We start from the raw sequence: 17354 nt of genomic DNA on the forward strand, positions 1-17354 counted from the left end.
TGCATATGACATCCACCCACGTGACGCAAGCATTTTGTATTCTGTATGCAGCATTTTATATTGACGGTTGAGAACAGGCCAGCCATCTTCGCCTCAAACGGTGAGGTGAGGATTCGAGCTCACTCTTTGAGAAAAAAGGCCGATGGACGAAATTCAGAAAAACGAACAAGCCGAAAACGGCTCACAAGCGTTCCGCCGTACTGCCTTGCACGATATGCTCGTCAACCATCTGCGCGACATGATTATTGAAGGGCAGCTGGAGCCAGGCACGCGCCTGCATGAAGGCCAGCTTGGAGAACAACTCGGCGTGTCCCGGACGCCGCTGCGTGAAGCTATCAAGTATCTGGCCAGCGAGGGATTGGTTGAGCTTGTTCCAAGCCGCGGCGCAGTTGTGAAACGGTTCAGTGCAGCTGATGTCAGGGACATGCTCACAGTCCTGCGCACGCTGGAAGAACTTGCTGGTAAACTCGCCTGCGAGCTTGCTACCGACAAGGAAATTGCTGAGGTTCGTTCACTGCACGATGCAATGATCGAGCGCTACAAGCATGCCGACCGACTGCAATATTACAAACTGAACCAGCAGATTCATCTTGCCATCGTTCGTCTTGCCAAAAACCCGACGCTGGCAGACATTCACCAGATGCTGCAGACACGATTGAAACGAATCCGTTTCGTCGGCCACGAAGGCGCCGAAAAATGGGCGGCGGCTGTATCAGAGCACCAGGAAATGATCGAGGCGCTGGAAGCCCGCGACGCGACCCGACTGTCTGAAGTACTGGGACGCCATTTGACCAAAGCATGGGAGCGCGTACGCGACTCGATGTAAAGGCACCGGACGTCTCGTTTGTCTGTCCGCCGCTATCGGCCAGATCATCGTTTGATCGAAAACATCAGATGAAGTCTATCTCAATCCAATCGGATCGCGTTATAGATAGGCTGTGAACTTTTTTGCTTATCTGATGTATCGGTGCAGACTATGGAACTGAAATGGCTTGAAGATTTCGTCAGTCTTGCAGAGCACAAGAGCTATTCTCGCGCGGCAGGTGACCGCAATATCACGCAGTCTGCCCTCAGCAAGCGCATCAAGCAACTGGAAGACTGGATTGGCCTCCCCCTGATCGACCGCTCTTCGAATCCTATTGGCTTGACGAAGGCAGGAGAGTGTTTTCTTCCGCGAGCACACGATGCTCTTGAAATGCTGCTTACCGCCCGTAAGACCGTCAGCGACGGTTATAGCGCATCGTGGGAAATCATTTCTTTTGCTACACTCAATACGCTGTCACTCACATTCTTTCCACACTGGATGGCGCAGATTGAAGCCTCCGGCGCGTCATTCCGTGCCCGTTTTGCCGATCCGCATTCATCATTCGTCGGAAATATTTCCACGCTTGTCAGCGGGCACTGCGACTTCTTCCTGACTTATGCGCATCCGGCAGTTCCACAGATGGATGATCTTGGCGGTTATCCGTTTTTGGCACTGGGCACCGAGAGGGTCATCCCTGTATCCGCTCCTGCGCCGAATGGACAGGCCTTGCATAGCCTGAAGGAAAAGTCGCTACCGATCGACTTCCTCAGCTATCGTGGCAACTCGTTCTTTTCCCTCGCACTACCCTGGTTGTTTGAGAAACATGGTTTCGAATTGAACACGGTTTACGAAAACGGAATGTCTGTTGCGCTCAAGGCAATGGCGGTCTCCGGACATGGTGTTGCATGGATACCGGAAAGCCTTGTCGACGATGAACTCAAGCGTGGCGTGCTCGTCCGCGCCGGTGAAACAAACACCGATCTGTTGATTGAAATCCGCGTTTACCGAACACCCCAATTCAGGAACAAGCAGGCGGAACTCTTCTGGCGTCGTGCCTCGCAACTGGTTGCCCAGAAAAATGGCCACAACGCCGGAAGTTTTACGCCGAATTAAGACATCAAGGCTGGGTGAAAAGTGTCGCAACAGCTTTCAGGTTCTCTGCATCGTCAAGATCACGCAAATCCCCATAGATCTGATCCGCGGCTGGAAGCGCCGCACAACAATCAAGAAATTTCCGCGTCCGGTCATCGGCGCTGAACGGTTGCTGTAGAGTACCGACGGCGAAGCTGCGCGACGCCTGTAAAACACGCCCGTTTTTCAGTGTAACGGTTGCGACATGCGGCAGCTTTTCCGCTGATGCCCGTTCTTCCTCCATTGAATAACTTCGCATGGCGATAACACCGAGCAGTGAATCGTCCCGGAAAGCACCCACAGCCTCCGGGGTGAAATCTGCAAGTGCCAGATATCCCTGCCGCAGGGCACGTGCGACGCAATATTGCATGGAGAAGCGTGCCTGCATCTGGTCGGCCGGCTGCATATAGGCAAGATTGCGATAGTTCGCGATCCCAACCAATGTATCTACAGCCACGACATCCTCGGCATCAAACCCGTGTTCTTCCTTAAGATCAAGCAATGAGTCGACGATCATATGGGTGGACCCACAGCAAGGATGCCGTTTCGGCATGACACCGGCCGTTTCGATCACATGCGCCTTATCGGTAAGGATATCTTCGATATCCCAACCGAGACGTGGATCCCCCGCAAATAGCTCACGAATACCCTGCTCCCCTTCCAGAATATCGTGCCGGGCCTCCATTCCGGCTTTTGCGAGCAATGCAGCTTCAACGGCATTGCGCGCGGCCATGCCTGCATGAAACGGCTTGATCAGCGTGCCGAACTGACCTTTCGTGCCGGATGCGAAACTGGCAGCGATAGTGATCGCCTGTGTGGTCGTCGCGATGTCGAGACCGAGCATATGAGCCGTAGCGACAGCCGTGCCAATACTCCCCACCGTTGAGGTGCCGTGCCAGCCAGCTGTATAATGTACCTGTCCCAGGCCCTCGCCTACCAGGGCCTGTGCCTGCAGTCCTGCCAGATAGGCGTCAATCAGACGCGCTCCTGCGGTTTCATCCAGATCAGTCAGCGCCAAGATAGCGGGCACAATCACCGCCGAGGCATGGCTCATGCCGGGCAGGAAATTATCGTCGAAATCGAGCGCATGCGCTGCTGTACCATTGACCAGCGCAGCGAACATCGGGCTGCCTGTTCCTCCCGCAGCCAACAAAGCAGTTCCGCCAGCGCTGAATTCTGCAAAGGCTTTCGCAACGCTTTTCGTGCTGATATCGTCGCGGCCTGCCACCATACAGGCCAACGTATCTAAAATGGCGTCACGCGCGAGTGTCCGCGCATCGGGGCTCACCACCGGTTTTGCACATGCCGAAGCAATCGCGAGTGCGACTGTCACCTTTTCCCGCTGCATGACATTACCCCTGAAAAGCATCCAGAATGAGCTTCAAGAGACGCCCGAACTTGTGTCGGTTCAGCTGACGCCCAGCAATGTCCGTATCCACACGATGCACAATCACCATGTCGAGCGCGGGCAATACGATACAGAAATGGCCGCCGGCACCGAAACCTGCATAACTGCCTTTCGGTGTCACCACACCGGGGAAAAACACGCCGTCTCGCTCCAGCCACCACATATAGCCATAAGCGCCACGTGCACCGGCATGAGAGTAAGGCATCACACATTCCTGCGCCCACCCCTCAGGTAGGACGGGCGCACCATTCCAGCGACCATTGCGCAGATAAAGCTGACCGAAGCGCGCCAGATCGCGTGTCGACAGACGGAACGGGTAAGCGGCGTGTCGGCTTTCCATAAAACGGTCATGCCAACCGTCCGGCTTGTCACCGTCGAGTCTAAAATCCTCAAGGCCAAGCGGCTTTGCGATACGCTCATCGAAAGCCTGGTGCACGGTCCTGCCGGTTAACTGCTCAAAAATAGTGCCTAGTGCGTTGAAATCCCAGTTGTTGTAGCACCAGAAGGTGCCCGGTGCATGGGAATGACGCTTTTCCTTGATCATCCGCATCCACGGGGTCTCGTAGCCCGCCGGATGATAAATGCCGGAACGCGCGGTCAAGAGATCATAAACCGTCGCCTGTCTCTCAACTTCGCTCAAGCCTTCATTGTCATCAATGCCTAGCTGCTCAAGCGTCAAGCTGAGATCAACGGTGCCATCAGTCACATCCTGTCCCATCAATGCGGCAAGGATGCTCTTGCGAATAGAATGGCAGAGATATTTGTGCGTGATGTCGCCATATGTGTGGACGATCTTGTTACCTTGGACGATCATCAACGCATCGGTTTCTTGTTGGTCCGCGCAAGCATCGACGGCACTTAATCCAGCTTCCGACCAGCCCGCCGCAGCAGGGCTCTTCAAACGTTCCCATTCCTGTCCAGGATTGGCCACCGAATGATAGTTCATACCCGTATTTCCCCAGCCTGATTATGTGCGACGGCTTCCACGCTGGCCTGCAGGAATTCCTGCGTATATTCGGCCTTGGCACGTGAATGACGAAGATCGTCCGCCGTCAGTTCTTCCAGAATGATGCCCTTATGCATAACCCCGACACGCTCGCAGATATGGGCCACTACGGCGAGATCGTGCGAAACCATGAGGTAGGTGAGATTGCGCTCGCGGCGCAGCACCTTGAGCAAATTGAGAATTTCCGCTTGCACTGAAACATCGAGAGCGGATGTCGGTTCATCGAGCAGCAGTACGTCCGGCTCGATGATAAGCGCACGCGCTAAGGCAACGCGCTGACGCTGGCCGCCGGACAGTTCATGCGGATAGCGATAGAGGAAGCTTGGACCAAGACCGACCGCTTGCAATACGTCACGAATGCGTTCGTCCTTGCGATCCATGCCGTGAATAGCAAGCGATTCCGCCAGCACCTTGTGCACCTGCTTGCGCGGGTGCAGCGAAGCATAAGGGTCTTGAAACACCATCTGCACGCGACGGAAAAACGCCTTGTCCCGCTCGCCATCTATTTTCTGTTCGTCAAAGACAAAGTTGCCCTGATAATGCGGGATGAGACCTGCTAGCGCGCGCAGGATCGTGGACTTGCCACAACCGGATTCGCCGATCAGGCCATAGGCTTCACCGCGCTCGATATGAAATTTTACCTTCCTGACGACATTGGCGCGCTTTCGCCCTTTGCCGAAACTGATGGAAAGGTCCGAAACATCCACAAAGGAAGAGTTGGCCGCATGTGTCATAAGTTTTCTCCCGCCAGCGTCGGCTCGGTGAGCCAGCTCTTCTCGCGTTCGGGCACCTTCAGCATATCGACCGGCTGGTCCAACCGAGGAAGACTCGCCAGAAGCGCCTGCGTATAAGGATGACGCGCCTTATGCAGCTCCTTGGCTGGTAGATCTTCCATGATGCGCCCCGCATACATGACCAGTACCCGGTCACAGAAATCAGCCACCAGATTGAGATCATGGCTGATGAACATCAGCCCGGTGCCTGAACGGCTGACCAGCTCATCGAGAATTGTCAAAACTTGGCGCCGGACGGTCACGTCGAGCGCGGAAGTCGGCTCGTCGGCAATAATCATGTCCGGTTCGGGAATCAGCATCATCGCGATCATTACACGCTGCCCCATGCCGCCGGAAATTTCGTGCGGGAACAGACGCATGACACGTTCGGGATCGCGGATATGCACGGCCTCGAGCATGGCAATTGTCTTCTGTCGCGCCTCTGCCGATTTCACCCGATGGTGTATCCGATAGGCTTCCATGATCTGATCGCCGATACGGATCAGCGGGTTTAGTGAGTATTTCGGGTCCTGGAGAATCATCGAAATGCGGTTGCCCCGCACGCTGCGCATCTGGCGCTCGCTGGCTGACAGCAGGTCAATCTCGCCGAAACGCAGGCGCTTGGCACGGATTTGTGCCACCTTTGGCGTCAGCTTGAGGATCGAGCGCCCGGTCATTGATTTGCCGGAGCCGGATTCGCCTACAATACCGACCTTTTCACGCCCGATAGAAAAGCTGATACCTCGAACAACATCGATGTTGCGGTCTGCGCCGGGAAAAGACACCCAAAGATCGTCAACTTCAAGCAATGGTTTCGTCATTGATCTTATCCGTTTCTGGGGTCGAGCACGTCGCGCAAACCATCACCGAAAAGGTTGAAGGCGAGGCTTGCGAGCAGGATTGCGGTGCCGGGTACGGCGGCAAGCCACCACGAGGTCATCATGAATTCCCGACCACTGGAAAGCATCGCACCCCATTCAGGGCTTGGTGGCTGAGCACCAAGGCCAAGAAAGCCAAGACCAGCGGCTGTGAGAATGATCGAAGACATGTTGAGTGTGATGCGGATTACCACCGAGGGAATGCACATGGGCACGACATGCTTCGCGATCACCCGTATCGTGGAAGCCCCTTGCAGACGTATTGCGGCCACGTAATCGGACGAGCGAATGGTCAATGTTTCGGCACGGGCAAGGCGTGCTATCGGTGGCCATGCGGCGAGGGAGATGGCGATAACCGCATTCTCAATACCCGGACCAAGTGCCGCAGCGAAGGCTAGCGCCAGTACCAGACTGGGAAAGGCAAGGAAGATATCGACTATGCGCATCAGCGCCGTATCGACCCAGCCGCCCATATAGCCTGCGGTGGTGCCAACGACGAGACCGATGGGCGCAGCGATAACGGCGGTCAGCGTCACGATGTAAAGTGTGATGCGCGAGCCATAGACAAGACGACTGAAAATATCGCGACCCAACTCGTCGGTACCAAAGAAATGGTCGAGAGACGGTGGTTGGAGACGGTTCGCGAGATTGTTGGCGCCGATATCGTGTGTGGCGATCAAAGGTGCAAAAATTGCTATCAATACCAGAAGCACGATCACTGCCATGCCGAAGACGGCGGATGTATTGGCCATCAGCTTGAACCAGGACCGGCGCAACTGCTGTATATTGGCCTGAAAGGCAGAAGTAGGTACCGGAGCAGTCAGCCAGGCCCGCAGGGAACCGGAAGTTTGCGCCGGTGATGTGCTGGTGTGCGTGTTCATCGGCAGTTTCCTATCGTGTGCGGGGATCGAAAACGCGATACAGGAGATCGCTGATCAGATTAATGCCGACAAATAGAATGCCGACGACGAGCGTACAGCCGACCACCGCGTTCATGTCGCCTGCCAGAAGCGCATTGGTGAGGTAACGCCCAAAGCCTGGCCATGCGAACACCGTCTCGGTCAGCACCGCACCTTCCAGCAGGAAGGCATAGGACAGCGCCACGACCGTCACGACCTGAACCGCGACATTGCGAAATGCGTGGCCCCAGACGGTGCGCGCCCAGGACAATCCCTTGACGCGCGCAGTGATGATATATTCCTGATTGAGCTGCTCGATCATGAAGCCGCGCGTCATGCGGCTAATGTAAGCCATTGAACCAAACGCGAGGATCAGGGCTGGCATGATGATATGGCTTACGGCGTTCCAAAATGCGTCCCACTGCCCCTGCATTGCACTGTCCACAAGCAGAAATCCGGTCGTCGGCTCGACGGAGTATTCGTAGATGAAATCTATCCGTCCCGGCCCACCGATCCAGCCGAGTGTGGCGTAAAATATCAAGAGCGCCATCAGGCCGAGCCAGAAGTTTGGTGTTGAATAGCCGAGCAGACTGACCATGCGAACGGCATGGTCCAGCGGCGAATTGCGATACATGGCAGAGAAGACACCAAGCGGAATGCCAAGCGTGGTGCCAATGAGAATAGCCACAGTCGCCAGTTCGATGGTGGCGGGGAAGACACGTGCGATATCTTCCAGTACCGGACGGCCAGAAGTCAGCGCATTGCCGAAATCGAACATAAGCGCATTCTTGAGGTAAAGGCCGTATTGCACGATCAACGGCTGATCAAGACCCAGCTTACGATACATCGTGTCATAGGCTTCCTGAGAAACATTGTCCCCCAGCATGGCGATAACCGGATCGAGCGGCAAAAGGCGGCTGATGAAAAAGGTCAGCGTGATCAGCCCCAGAAGCGTAATCGCCACTGAGATAATCAGGCGCGCTGTGGCGGCGAGAAACTGAAGCACTGGACCGGCCTCCCTGTCGCGGTCGGCCTCCTCCACGTCTTCCATGATTTCGTGCGTCGTCATCTGCAAATTCCCGAAAGAGAAAAACGGGATGCCGGGCCGGGATTGCGCTGTAATCACAAGTGGCCATATGGTCATCCATCAAATCGAAGAACGCCCGGCGACTTCGAGGGAAGCCGCCGGTAGAGCTATTTTCGCTATTTCGCGGCCAGATCGTAATAGACGCGGAAGCCGTTCCAGCTCCAGTTCTTCATGGCCTTGTTGACGCCAGCGACATTGTAGATCTGGAAAATGAAGGCGTGCGGCCCCTTCTCCATCATCTCTTTCTGTAGATCGATATACATCTGCTTGCGCTTCGCCTCGTCTTTCTCAAACAAAGCCGCGTCGACTTCCTTGTTCACTGCTTCATTGAAATAGCTTGCACGCCAGCTCGGATACATCGTCTGCTTTGCTTCAGTCCGATTGTCGGGATTGAATATCTGACGCGAAGCATTGCCATGGGCGTCCGGAACGGTAGTCTGCCAGCCCATCAGGGAGGTCTGGAATTCACGACCGCGAATACGGCTGAACAATTGCGCATTGGCCATGCGCTCGATCTTGATCTTCACGCCCACCTTGGCAGCGGCATCCTGAATGCTCTGGGCAATCGGAGCCGCATAAGGCGCGGTGCTGATAAACATCGTCGTCTCAAAGCCCTTCTCGTAACCGGCTTCCTTCAACAACTCGCGAGCCTTTTCGACGTCGAGCTGGAAGGGCTGGCCTTCTTTCTCATCCAGTGCGCCGAAGGCACCAAGTTGCACGAAGCTCGCACGTGGCACGCCGACATTGTTGATGACCGTCTTGCCAAGACCATCATAGTCGATGAGATAGCGCATCGCGAGGCGCACCTTCTCATTGGCGAAGATCGGATCGGCATTGTTGAAGTTCCAGTAGAACAGTGAAGGCTTCAACGAGCGCGAAGCGGTGACCTTGTCCTGGGTTTCCAGATCGCGCAGGTCCTCCGGCGTCAGATCGCGGGCGATGTCTATGTCACCTTTTTCAAGCAGCAGCCGTTGAGTTCCCGCTTCCGAAACATGGCGGATCAGTACCTGCTTGAGCTTCGGTGCTTCTCCCCAGTAATTGTCGGTCGCCTGAAGGATAACCACTTCGGCGGGGTTCCACCGCATCAACTTGTAGGGGCCAACGCATTCCGACCGAGTGGCCAGATATTTGTTGCCCATGTCATTATCGACCTGGTTCTCCATCAACACCTTCTGATTAAGAAGGCTGGCAACCCGGTTGGCGGCAATGGCCGCCAGGATGAGATTGACCGGATAGGGCTTGTCCAGCTTGAAAACGACAGTGTTGTCATCCGGCGCCGAGATGGTCTGATCCACATTCTCCTTGGTGAAACCATATTCCGTCAGCGTCGCAGCATTTCCGAAACCGAGCTTGACCGCGCGCTGGAGCGACCAGGCCATATCGCCTGCCGTCGCCTTGTCGCCATTGTCGAACTTCAGATCATCGCGCATGTGGAACGTGATCTGCAGGCCGTCCTGCGAGACATCCCAGCTTTTGGCGAGTTGCGGCACGATCTTGGTTTCGTCAGCCGGATCGAAATCCACCATCGGGTCACAGATATTCTGGATGATCTCGTTGGTAGCCGCCTCGCCGATCTGCGCGGGATCAAAAGTGCTGATAGCGTCGATGTTCCATGCCATGACAAGCGCATTCGGCGGTGAGGCGGCTTCAGCCGCGAACGTCGCAGCGCCCATGCCGGCGGCAAGCGCAAGTGCTGTCGTGCGACGCAGGATGGATGTCTTCTGTCTTTGCATTGCTGTCCCCTTTTTATGGTTGGGCATTTTCGAAATGTGCTGCGCGCGGACGCACAGCACGAAATGCAATCATTCTGCCAGTTAGAGCGCGTTTCGATCCGATAGGATCAGATCGGCGCTCTAAGTTTCTCTTTCCAAAGCAAAATCTTATCGATCCTCGTTTCACTCCGGTCGGTTTGTGCTCTAATTTGCCGGGCGCGGCTGAAGTGGCGGATTGACCTCTGGCGGGATCGGGCAAGTGTAGGGCGTCTTTGCCGTACGGGCCTTGTGATCAGCTTTGGCGTTGCTCAGGATTTTCTCGTTCTGAAGAACATCAAGCGCAGTGCCCGCCATTACCTTGGCGGCATAGACCATGCCCTTATGCGCGGCCGGCATTTTGCCTTGAGCGGTGATCTGCCACGAATGACCGGGCGAACCGATCGCATGCGTTGCCACGCGCGCCTGAACGGTTGGCACGACCCAGCTCACATCACCCAGATCAGTGGAACCGATCATCGGCACACCTTTCTGCTCACGCGGCAAGACGTAGTCGCAAAGCGGTTCATTTTCCGCCAGCGGCTGGCCGACGCGCAGATAATCAGTTTCTATATCTTCCTTCGACAAGGTTGCCTGGATCTCGGCTGCGAATGCGCGATCTGCATCATCAAACGGCACACCGCCCAGACGTTCCATGTTCGAATGCATCGCAATTTCCAGCGGCGTATTGCCGAGCAGGTTCGAAACCGCGCTCATAATGGAGATATCGACGGTCGTTTCCGTCATCATCGCAGCGCCCTCGGCAACCTTCTTCACTCGTTCATTGAGGGCGAACATGCCCGACAGGTCGGTGGCGCGGATGGCATAGCGCACCTTGGCTTTGGCCTGAACGACATTTGGGGCGATACCGCCCGCATTGAGATAGGCATAGTGAAGACGGCAATCAGAAGGGATGTGTTCTCGCAGATAATTGCAGCCGACACTCATCAGTTCCACCGCATCCAGAGCCGAACGCCCCAGATGCGGTGCCGCGGCGGCGTGGGAGGCTCGTCCGGTGAATTCGAAATCCATGCGCGTATTGGCGAGCGACTGTGCGTCATCCACCTGCGTGAACGAAGCCGGATGCCAGCAGATGGCGATGTCGACATCGTCGAAAGCGCCAGCGCGCGCCATGAACGACTTGGCCGCGCCGCCTTCTTCTGCTGGGCAACCGTAATAGCGTACACGGCCTTTCTTGCCGGTCTGTTCCAGCCAGTCCTTGACCGCCGTCGCGGCCAGAATGGCAGCGGAACCCAGAAGGTTGTGGCCGCAGCCATGGCCATGTCCCGTACCAGGGATCGGACGCGGTTCCGCGATACCCGCTTCTTGGCTGAGGCCCGGAAGAGCATCGTATTCGCCCAAGATTGCGATGACTGGTCCGCCCTCACCGGCCTCGCCCATCACGGCGGTGGGAATGCCAGCCACGTTCTCGGCAATACGGAACCCTTGTTCCTTCAGCATTTCAGTATGCTCAGCACAGGACCGATATTCGGTATAAGCGATCTCCGGCATGCCCCAGACTCGATCACTCAAGGCTTCAAAATCAGCCTTTTTCGCGTCCACAAGATCCCAGATCTCTTCACCATTCTTCACGGCGTACTCTCCCAACAGTGCTTTTAAAGATTCTCGTCGATGAAACGGGCAAGCGCGCCAAACACCCGGCGGCGATTTTCGATACGCGCGAAACCATGGCCCTCATGCGGTACACGCAGATATTCGATCGGTTTACCGAGCCCGCGTAGGCACGAATAGACCATCTCGCTTTCGCAAGGCGTGACACGTGGGTCTTTCAGACCATGCGCGATCATCAATGGTGCGGCGATACTACCGATGCGATTGATTGGCGAGAACCGCTCCAGCTCATCGCGCATGGTTTCGGTATCACCATATTCGATGGCGCGCAGTTCCTTGCGCCACGGTCCTGTAGTCTGCAGCAGGGTGAGAAAATTGGCGATCCCGTAATATTCGACGCCAAGCTTCCACAGGTCGGGATATTCCGTCATAGCCGACAGGACCATGAACCCGCCATAGGAACGGCCAAACACGCCGATACGGCTCTCATCCACATCGCCGCGCGCCGCGACCGCCATGCGTACAGCCTTGAGATCTGCGACGCTGTCCATGCGCAATTCACGGTCGTCGAGATGCTGATAGGCGCGGCCATAGCCAGTGCTGCCGCGAATATTGGGCGCGATGACCATGATGCCCCGCGCAAGCATATATTGGATATCGGCACGGAAATCCGGCTTCCACTGAGCTTCAGGACCGCCATGCACAATGATCATAACTGGATAGCCGTCACGACCCGGTGCACGCTCCGGCTTATAGACGAAGTACGGAACGTCCAGACCGTCGAAGCTTGCAACGCTCGTTACCGTAGGTTCCATGAAGGCTGGCAATTTCACCGTGGCTTTCGGCGCATCAGTCAGGCGTTTAAAAACACCGCCTTCAACGTCGCAGCGCCAGATGTCACCCGATGTCGCTGCACCTTCCACAGGCATGATCAGCGACATGCCATCCGGCGTCCACGCAATCGAAGCAACGACCCCGGCAACGGGCATCTCTATCTGTTGCAGTACAGCTCCACCGCGGTCGATCAGAACCACATCGTTCCAGCCTTGACGGTTCAGGACGAGTGCCATCCTGCTTTGATCGGGTGAGATTGCAAGCGCTTCGACATCCTGCCCCTCGAAAGCCGCGAGTTCGGTCAGCGATGCCGCGTCACGCGGCTTTACCATGACTGAGAGATACTCGCGTTCCTGATCGGCAATCAACAGAATGCCGGAACCATCCTTGAAGAATTTCGGTGCCTGATAGCGCGCCCGGCCTTCATGCGGCAGAATGTTTTCATAAACGCCTGTTTCGAGATCGAGACGGCAAAAATCCTGATCCGTCATGGCACGCCGGCAATCATTGACCAGAAGCGACTTGCCATCGGGCGCAAAAGCGGCGGGAGTGCGCCAACCGATACCCTTGTAGACGCATTTGGTCTCGCCAGTTGCAACGGTCATCACATGAATGTCCATGTGCGAACGATCGCGATAATTGGCACCATAGGCGATCTGCGTGCCGTCCGGCGACCAGCACCCCCAGGCATGCACCACCGTAGTATCGGTGGTGAGGAGACGTGGCTCACCTTCGGCGTTTTCGATCAACCAGAGCTGATGACGCTCATCACCACCCCAGTCGGTAGTGATAAGCAGATCACGGCTCTTCGGATTGAAGGCAAGATTGCCGACCGGTTCCGGCAGATTGGTGATCTGGCGTGGCACGCCGCTCGCAAGCGGGCGCCCCCAGACCTGCGCCGTGCCGCTTTCATCGCTGAGATAGACCAGAAGCTCACCGTCCGGCGAGACGACGGGCTTTACGGCCTTGCAGATATCGATGTAGTGCGTCATCGAAAGCGATGTATCGGCGGTCTTTGTATCGAACATCGAACTGTCCTCAATTCCAAGCATTGAAAGTGTGGGCTTACCTCAATTGCCGCGCCAGCCGGGCTGATGCGGCGGTCAGTGCATCGGCCATCGGGCCAATTGTCGACTGATGATTGGCAAGCGTGACGATGGTGAAATTCGCTTCCGGCCAAGCTTCCTTGAGTTTCCACGCCGTCATCATCGGAGTGACGGTATCGTAGCGCGCCTGCGCAATTTCAGCGGGAAGGTGGCGGATACGATCGATATTATCGATGAGATAATTGTCCGGGAGGAAAGCATGGTTGACGCAATAGTGCGTAAAAATGCGTGATACGGCCAAAGCCGCTTCCGGCTTCAGAAGCTTGGAAACGTGGTCCGTGTCCGGTTCGAAGGTCTGCGTGCGCGCCGAGAACCCGCGCAGGCTCTGGGCCGCTTCCTGTTCTTGTACGGGATCGCCCGAGGTGAGCCGCTTATAATAAGCGGTAAGTAGATTGCTGCGCTCGCTTGCTGGCACGAATTCGGCAAATTTCTGCCAGTGGTCTGGAAAAATGGCCCGGCAGCCATGGAACCACCAATCGACATCCTCCTGCCCCCCGAGAAATATGCCGTGCAGCCGAAAGCCGAGGCAACGCTGCGGATGCGCGATGCCATAAGCAAGCGAAAGACACGATCCCCAAGAACCACCGGCCACGAGCCAGCGCTCGATATCCAGTTTTTCGCGTAAGGTTTCCATGTCCGCAATCAGATGCTGTGTGGTGTTTTCAGCAATTTCCGCGACTGGAGTGGAACGACCCGCGCCACGCTGATCGAAGGTGATGACACGATAGATATCGAGATCAAAACTGGCTATCTGCTTGGCCGACACCCCCGCACCAGGACCGCCGTGCAGAAAAGCGACTGGGATGCCTTTCGGATTGCCATATTCCAAAACGGAAAGCTCATGTAGATCGCTGACCGGCAAGCGGAACTCCTGCGTCGGTTGCGCAACATTTGCCGCTCCATTGGCACCGCTTTGCGGCTCCATATTGTTGAATAGCTGCGCCTTTTCGCCAGAAGGGCAAATCTGTCCCTCCGGAACGCACTTGGCTTCCGTCATTCATTTCCCCATTTTTGCGCTCGTTTGAAAGGCGCGCCAGTCATCGTTGCTCGGAGCTGATCTTCTCGCTTTTTCAAAAGCTTAAGGAAAAGCTGAGGAGCATTCTCCCCTGACTGTCAGTTTTGTTATTTGAAATTTATAGGCAGCAAATTTGGGCTTTGGCCAATGCAATTTTAGACTTGCCATTCCAATCTGGAATACGTGTCTATAGGCGGCCATATCGTTGGCAGCCTGTCTTTAAGGGATTGGGTAATATTGAGCCCGCAATATGTCCGGGGCAAACGTTGCCATGCATATCGGGAAAGAGATTTATGGCGTATGGCACCAATCCCCATACGCATATGAACAACCGTTTCAAAACAACAGAGCTGGCAACATCCTGACAAGCTCTGCAATCTCAAGCAAATACTTCAATCCTGACCATAGATTCCGGTATAAATCTCACCGTCTGCACCGCACCAGGCACGATACATGCCCGGACTGTTAAACGGCAGGCTGATATTGCCTTTGCGGTCCACCGCAACAAGACCACCAGAACCGCCGATTTCGCCAAGTTCGCGGACAACAGTACCAGCCGCTTCGCTGAGCGATTGCCCGGCCCAGCGCATCCGCGCATCCACTTCGTGACCCACCGCCCAGCGGATGAAATATTCTCCGTGACCTGTTGCAGAAAGCGCAACCGTCTGGTCATCAGCCCAGGTTCCAGCGCCGATGACCGGACTGTCTCCAACACGTCCCGGCGTCTTGGCCGTCATGCCCCCTGTCGATGTTGCTGCAGCCAGATGCCCTAAACTATCCAGTGCAACAGCACCTACGGTCCCGTGCTTGCGGGCTGGATCGCCATCGTCGGCTGCGCCACTGCGACGACGCTCCATTTCGTCATGCAATGCCTTGCGACGCTGTTCCGTCGAAAACCAATCCGGTGCCATCATTTCCAGACCGGCAGCTTCGCAAAACCGCTTCGCCCCTTCGCCTGCAAAAAAAACGTGTTCGGTCTGCTCCATAACCGCACGTGCCGCCAGAATAGGGTTGCGTGGTCTGCAAATTCCGGAAATTGCTCCGCATGCCCGAGTTGTGCCATCCATAATGGCCGCATCCATCTCATGCGTTTCGTCTGCGGTGAAAACAGCCCCTCGCCCGGCGTTAAAAAGCGGATTTTCTTCCAGAGCAATTACAGATGCCGTGACAGCGTCGATAGCTTTGCCCCCCTTACGTAAGACGTCCAGTCCCGCCTGCAGGCATTCACGCAGGCCAGCGTGATAGGCGGCCTCTTTCTCCGGCGTCATATTGGCCTTGAGAATGGTTCCAGCGCCGCCGTGCAACGCAATTACGGGTACAAATTTGGACATTTTAACTCGCTGTTGAAGACGTTATCACGGACTGGAATGACCTGAAGACCTATACGAACTATCGAAATGTATCAGTCAGTTTTGACTGGTTCGTTTCGTTCTGCGTATTTTCAAGTTCCCTTGGAAGAGGCGCGCTTGAGCAACGCAGATGCATCTCACGAACGAAAATTTTCCGCCGCTTCTCGTCGTTCTCTTTTATTGCCGCCGCGATACCCAGCCCATATGGGCCGATGAGAAGTCCGGGAGCCAGATCAGAAGCTTTCGTTTCTCTGGCCTCATAGTTCGTGGCCTCCGCACGAATTTATTCGCACTGCGGCGACTGCCATTTGGGATCCTGCGTTGAAAGCGACGCTGCATAATTCTGCGGCGATGTCGTGCATCCAACCAAAGTCAATGACAGCAGGCAAACACACACCACCGCTAAACGCTCTAATACCATTTTATTCCGTTTCTCCGTGCGACAAGCTTCATGTACGACGCCACCGCTCTATTCTGAACTATTGCTATTACCTGCAAGTATCGCATCTGCGGTCAGCCCACCTGCCATGCGGTATTCATCCGACCACTCTTCGTCATCAAAGACGCAAAGTGCAATTGTCGCACATCGCTGCCTTTCCCTGAGGATAGCAAGCGCGATCACATCGACGGGTACAACTTTTTCGTTCTCTTCGGAGACTTCCAGCCACAAATTTCTGGCCGCATCTTCGATGTCACGGGGAAATTCCATGCTGTTCGCCTCTTCACGTGGTTCAATGCGCAAAATTTCGGCTCGTCGAATCGCAAGCACTTACCCGCTATTTCTATCGTTTCACAATTCAAAACATCAGGCACTTCTCAACAATGCCGCATTGAACGAAACTTCCTTTCGACAGCGACCGTTAACGAAAAACACTGATCCACACGGATATAACATATTGAGAATTGCATCTAACAACGGGTGAGGCAGGGCTTGAAGCCGGACTTATTCTTTAAAATCATACTGGCTTTATGCGCAGCTTTCCTTGTGACTGCCATCATTGTCAGACTTTATCACGAGTATCACGACATTGATTCAACTTGGGGCAATATGCGTTCAGGCGTGTATCCCGGTTGGGATACACCGGAGAACTAGTCTCCCGAAGCTTCAGAAAACCTGCTTGCCTTGTAAGTCAGACTTCCCGATTCCGCAGCCTCCACCTCAATTCGAATATTCCTGATTTCGATAGATTGTTGCTCGACCGGAAAATCGACTGTTTGTCCCGTATCCGGGTTTAGCAAGTCAGTCGCGGTATAACCGCGAATCTCGAAACGCATTCTGCCATCGATAATGCCCAGATAAACGATATCAAAAATCGTGCCGGACTCGATCGGATCATACTCATCGGGATTCGGTATCTCCGACCCTTTTGCGTAGTCGCGCGGAGGGACAATGGGATCGCCGCTGAGAACGAACTGCGTCTGACCGAATGTGTCGGTTGCCGGTGCAGGATGATGCAATGTCTCTTCAGTCATCGCCGACACCTCTGCATCTGCAGCCTGTTGCGCATGCAAACGCGTTGGAAAATTCAGAATACAGGATATGACCGAGAATATCGCAAGCCATCGAATTGTATTCGAACGTTTATCCATCGGCTGTTCCTTTCCCTGAATCGCAAGTCAGCAGCGTTGTTTTGACCGAAACGCGACACGCAGGCAATCCTGCATATCAAGTGCTGCTCCTGTTGAAAGAACAGCAGTATCTGTCACGATTTTATGACTGCAATCGTTAATACCTTAGGTTAG

15 protein-coding genes are annotated in these 17354 nt (G+C 55.2%); 2 read left to right on the forward strand and 13 right to left on the reverse strand.

What is annotated here, in order from left to right:
- Positions 1-142: 142 nt before the first annotated feature.
- Both F9K91_RS00195 and F9K91_RS00200 read left to right on the forward strand, forming a co-directional pair.
- Complete coding sequence (locus tag F9K91_RS00195; RefSeq protein ID WP_151555149.1) at positions 143-826, forward strand: GntR family transcriptional regulator; 684 nt, start codon at positions 143-145, stop codon at positions 824-826.
- A 150-nt stretch (positions 827-976) separates the two neighbouring features.
- Positions 977-1918, forward strand: coding sequence for a LysR family transcriptional regulator (locus tag F9K91_RS00200; RefSeq protein ID WP_151676876.1), 942 nt, complete (start codon positions 977-979; stop codon positions 1916-1918).
- 4 nt (positions 1919-1922) lie between these two features.
- Here the strand turns inward: F9K91_RS00200 and F9K91_RS00205 are convergent, their stop codons facing one another.
- The 13 genes from F9K91_RS00205 to F9K91_RS00270 form a co-directional block, all read right to left on the reverse strand.
- Positions 1923-3284 carry an MmgE/PrpD family protein gene (locus tag F9K91_RS00205; RefSeq protein WP_151676877.1) on the reverse strand — a complete coding sequence of 454 codons (1362 nt, stop codon included), beginning with the start codon at positions 3282-3284 and terminating at the stop codon, positions 1923-1925.
- A 4-nt stretch (positions 3285-3288) separates the two neighbouring features.
- Positions 3289-4290 (reverse strand): serine hydrolase domain-containing protein, encoded by a 1002-nt coding sequence (locus tag F9K91_RS00210; RefSeq protein ID WP_151676878.1) that lies wholly within the window; start codon positions 4288-4290, stop codon positions 3289-3291.
- A complete protein-coding gene (locus F9K91_RS00215; protein WP_151676879.1) occupies positions 4287-5084 on the reverse strand; it encodes an ABC transporter ATP-binding protein in 798 nt (265 codons plus the stop codon). Before F9K91_RS00215 ends, F9K91_RS00210 begins: the two co-directional genes overlap by 4 nt.
- Positions 5081-5944: an ABC transporter ATP-binding protein gene (locus F9K91_RS00220; protein WP_151555144.1), complete on the reverse strand. Its 864-nt coding sequence runs from the start codon at positions 5942-5944 to the stop codon at positions 5081-5083. Before F9K91_RS00220 ends, F9K91_RS00215 begins: the two co-directional genes overlap by 4 nt.
- A gap of 5 nt (positions 5945-5949) precedes the next feature.
- The gene (gene nikC / locus F9K91_RS00225) at positions 5950-6882 is read right to left on the reverse strand and encodes a nickel transporter permease (protein WP_061346552.1); all 933 of its coding nucleotides are present in this window, start codon (positions 6880-6882) and stop codon (positions 5950-5952) included.
- A gap of 10 nt (positions 6883-6892) precedes the next feature.
- Positions 6893-7969, reverse strand: coding sequence for an ABC transporter permease (locus tag F9K91_RS00230; RefSeq protein ID WP_151555143.1), 1077 nt, complete (start codon positions 7967-7969; stop codon positions 6893-6895).
- A 134-nt stretch (positions 7970-8103) separates the two neighbouring features.
- Positions 8104-9720 carry an ABC transporter substrate-binding protein gene (locus F9K91_RS00235; RefSeq protein WP_151676880.1) on the reverse strand — a complete coding sequence of 539 codons (1617 nt, stop codon included), beginning with the start codon at positions 9718-9720 and terminating at the stop codon, positions 8104-8106.
- Positions 9721-9903: 183 nt separating this feature from the next.
- A complete protein-coding gene (locus F9K91_RS00240; RefSeq protein ID WP_151555141.1) occupies positions 9904-11328 on the reverse strand; it encodes a M20 family metallopeptidase in 1425 nt (474 codons plus the stop codon).
- A gap of 23 nt (positions 11329-11351) precedes the next feature.
- A complete protein-coding gene (locus F9K91_RS00245; RefSeq protein WP_151676881.1) occupies positions 11352-13169 on the reverse strand; it encodes a S9 family peptidase in 1818 nt (605 codons plus the stop codon).
- Between the two features lie 37 nt (positions 13170-13206).
- A complete protein-coding gene (gene pip / locus F9K91_RS00250; RefSeq protein WP_151555139.1) occupies positions 13207-14244 on the reverse strand; it encodes a prolyl aminopeptidase in 1038 nt (345 codons plus the stop codon).
- Between the two features lie 410 nt (positions 14245-14654).
- Complete coding sequence (locus tag F9K91_RS00255) at positions 14655-15593, reverse strand: isoaspartyl peptidase/L-asparaginase family protein (protein WP_151676882.1); 939 nt, start codon at positions 15591-15593, stop codon at positions 14655-14657.
- Positions 15594-16080: 487 nt separating this feature from the next.
- Entirely contained in the window at positions 16081-16320 is a 240-nt protein-coding gene (locus F9K91_RS00265; protein WP_151555137.1) for a hypothetical protein, read from the reverse strand.
- Positions 16321-16700: 380 nt separating this feature from the next.
- A complete protein-coding gene (locus tag F9K91_RS00270; RefSeq protein WP_151676883.1) occupies positions 16701-17201 on the reverse strand; it encodes a hypothetical protein in 501 nt (166 codons plus the stop codon).
- Positions 17202-17354 lie beyond the last annotated feature (153 nt).

The organism is Brucella tritici, assembly GCF_008932295.1.
In the GTDB taxonomy this organism is placed as follows: domain Bacteria; phylum Pseudomonadota; class Alphaproteobacteria; order Rhizobiales; family Rhizobiaceae; genus Brucella; species Brucella tritici.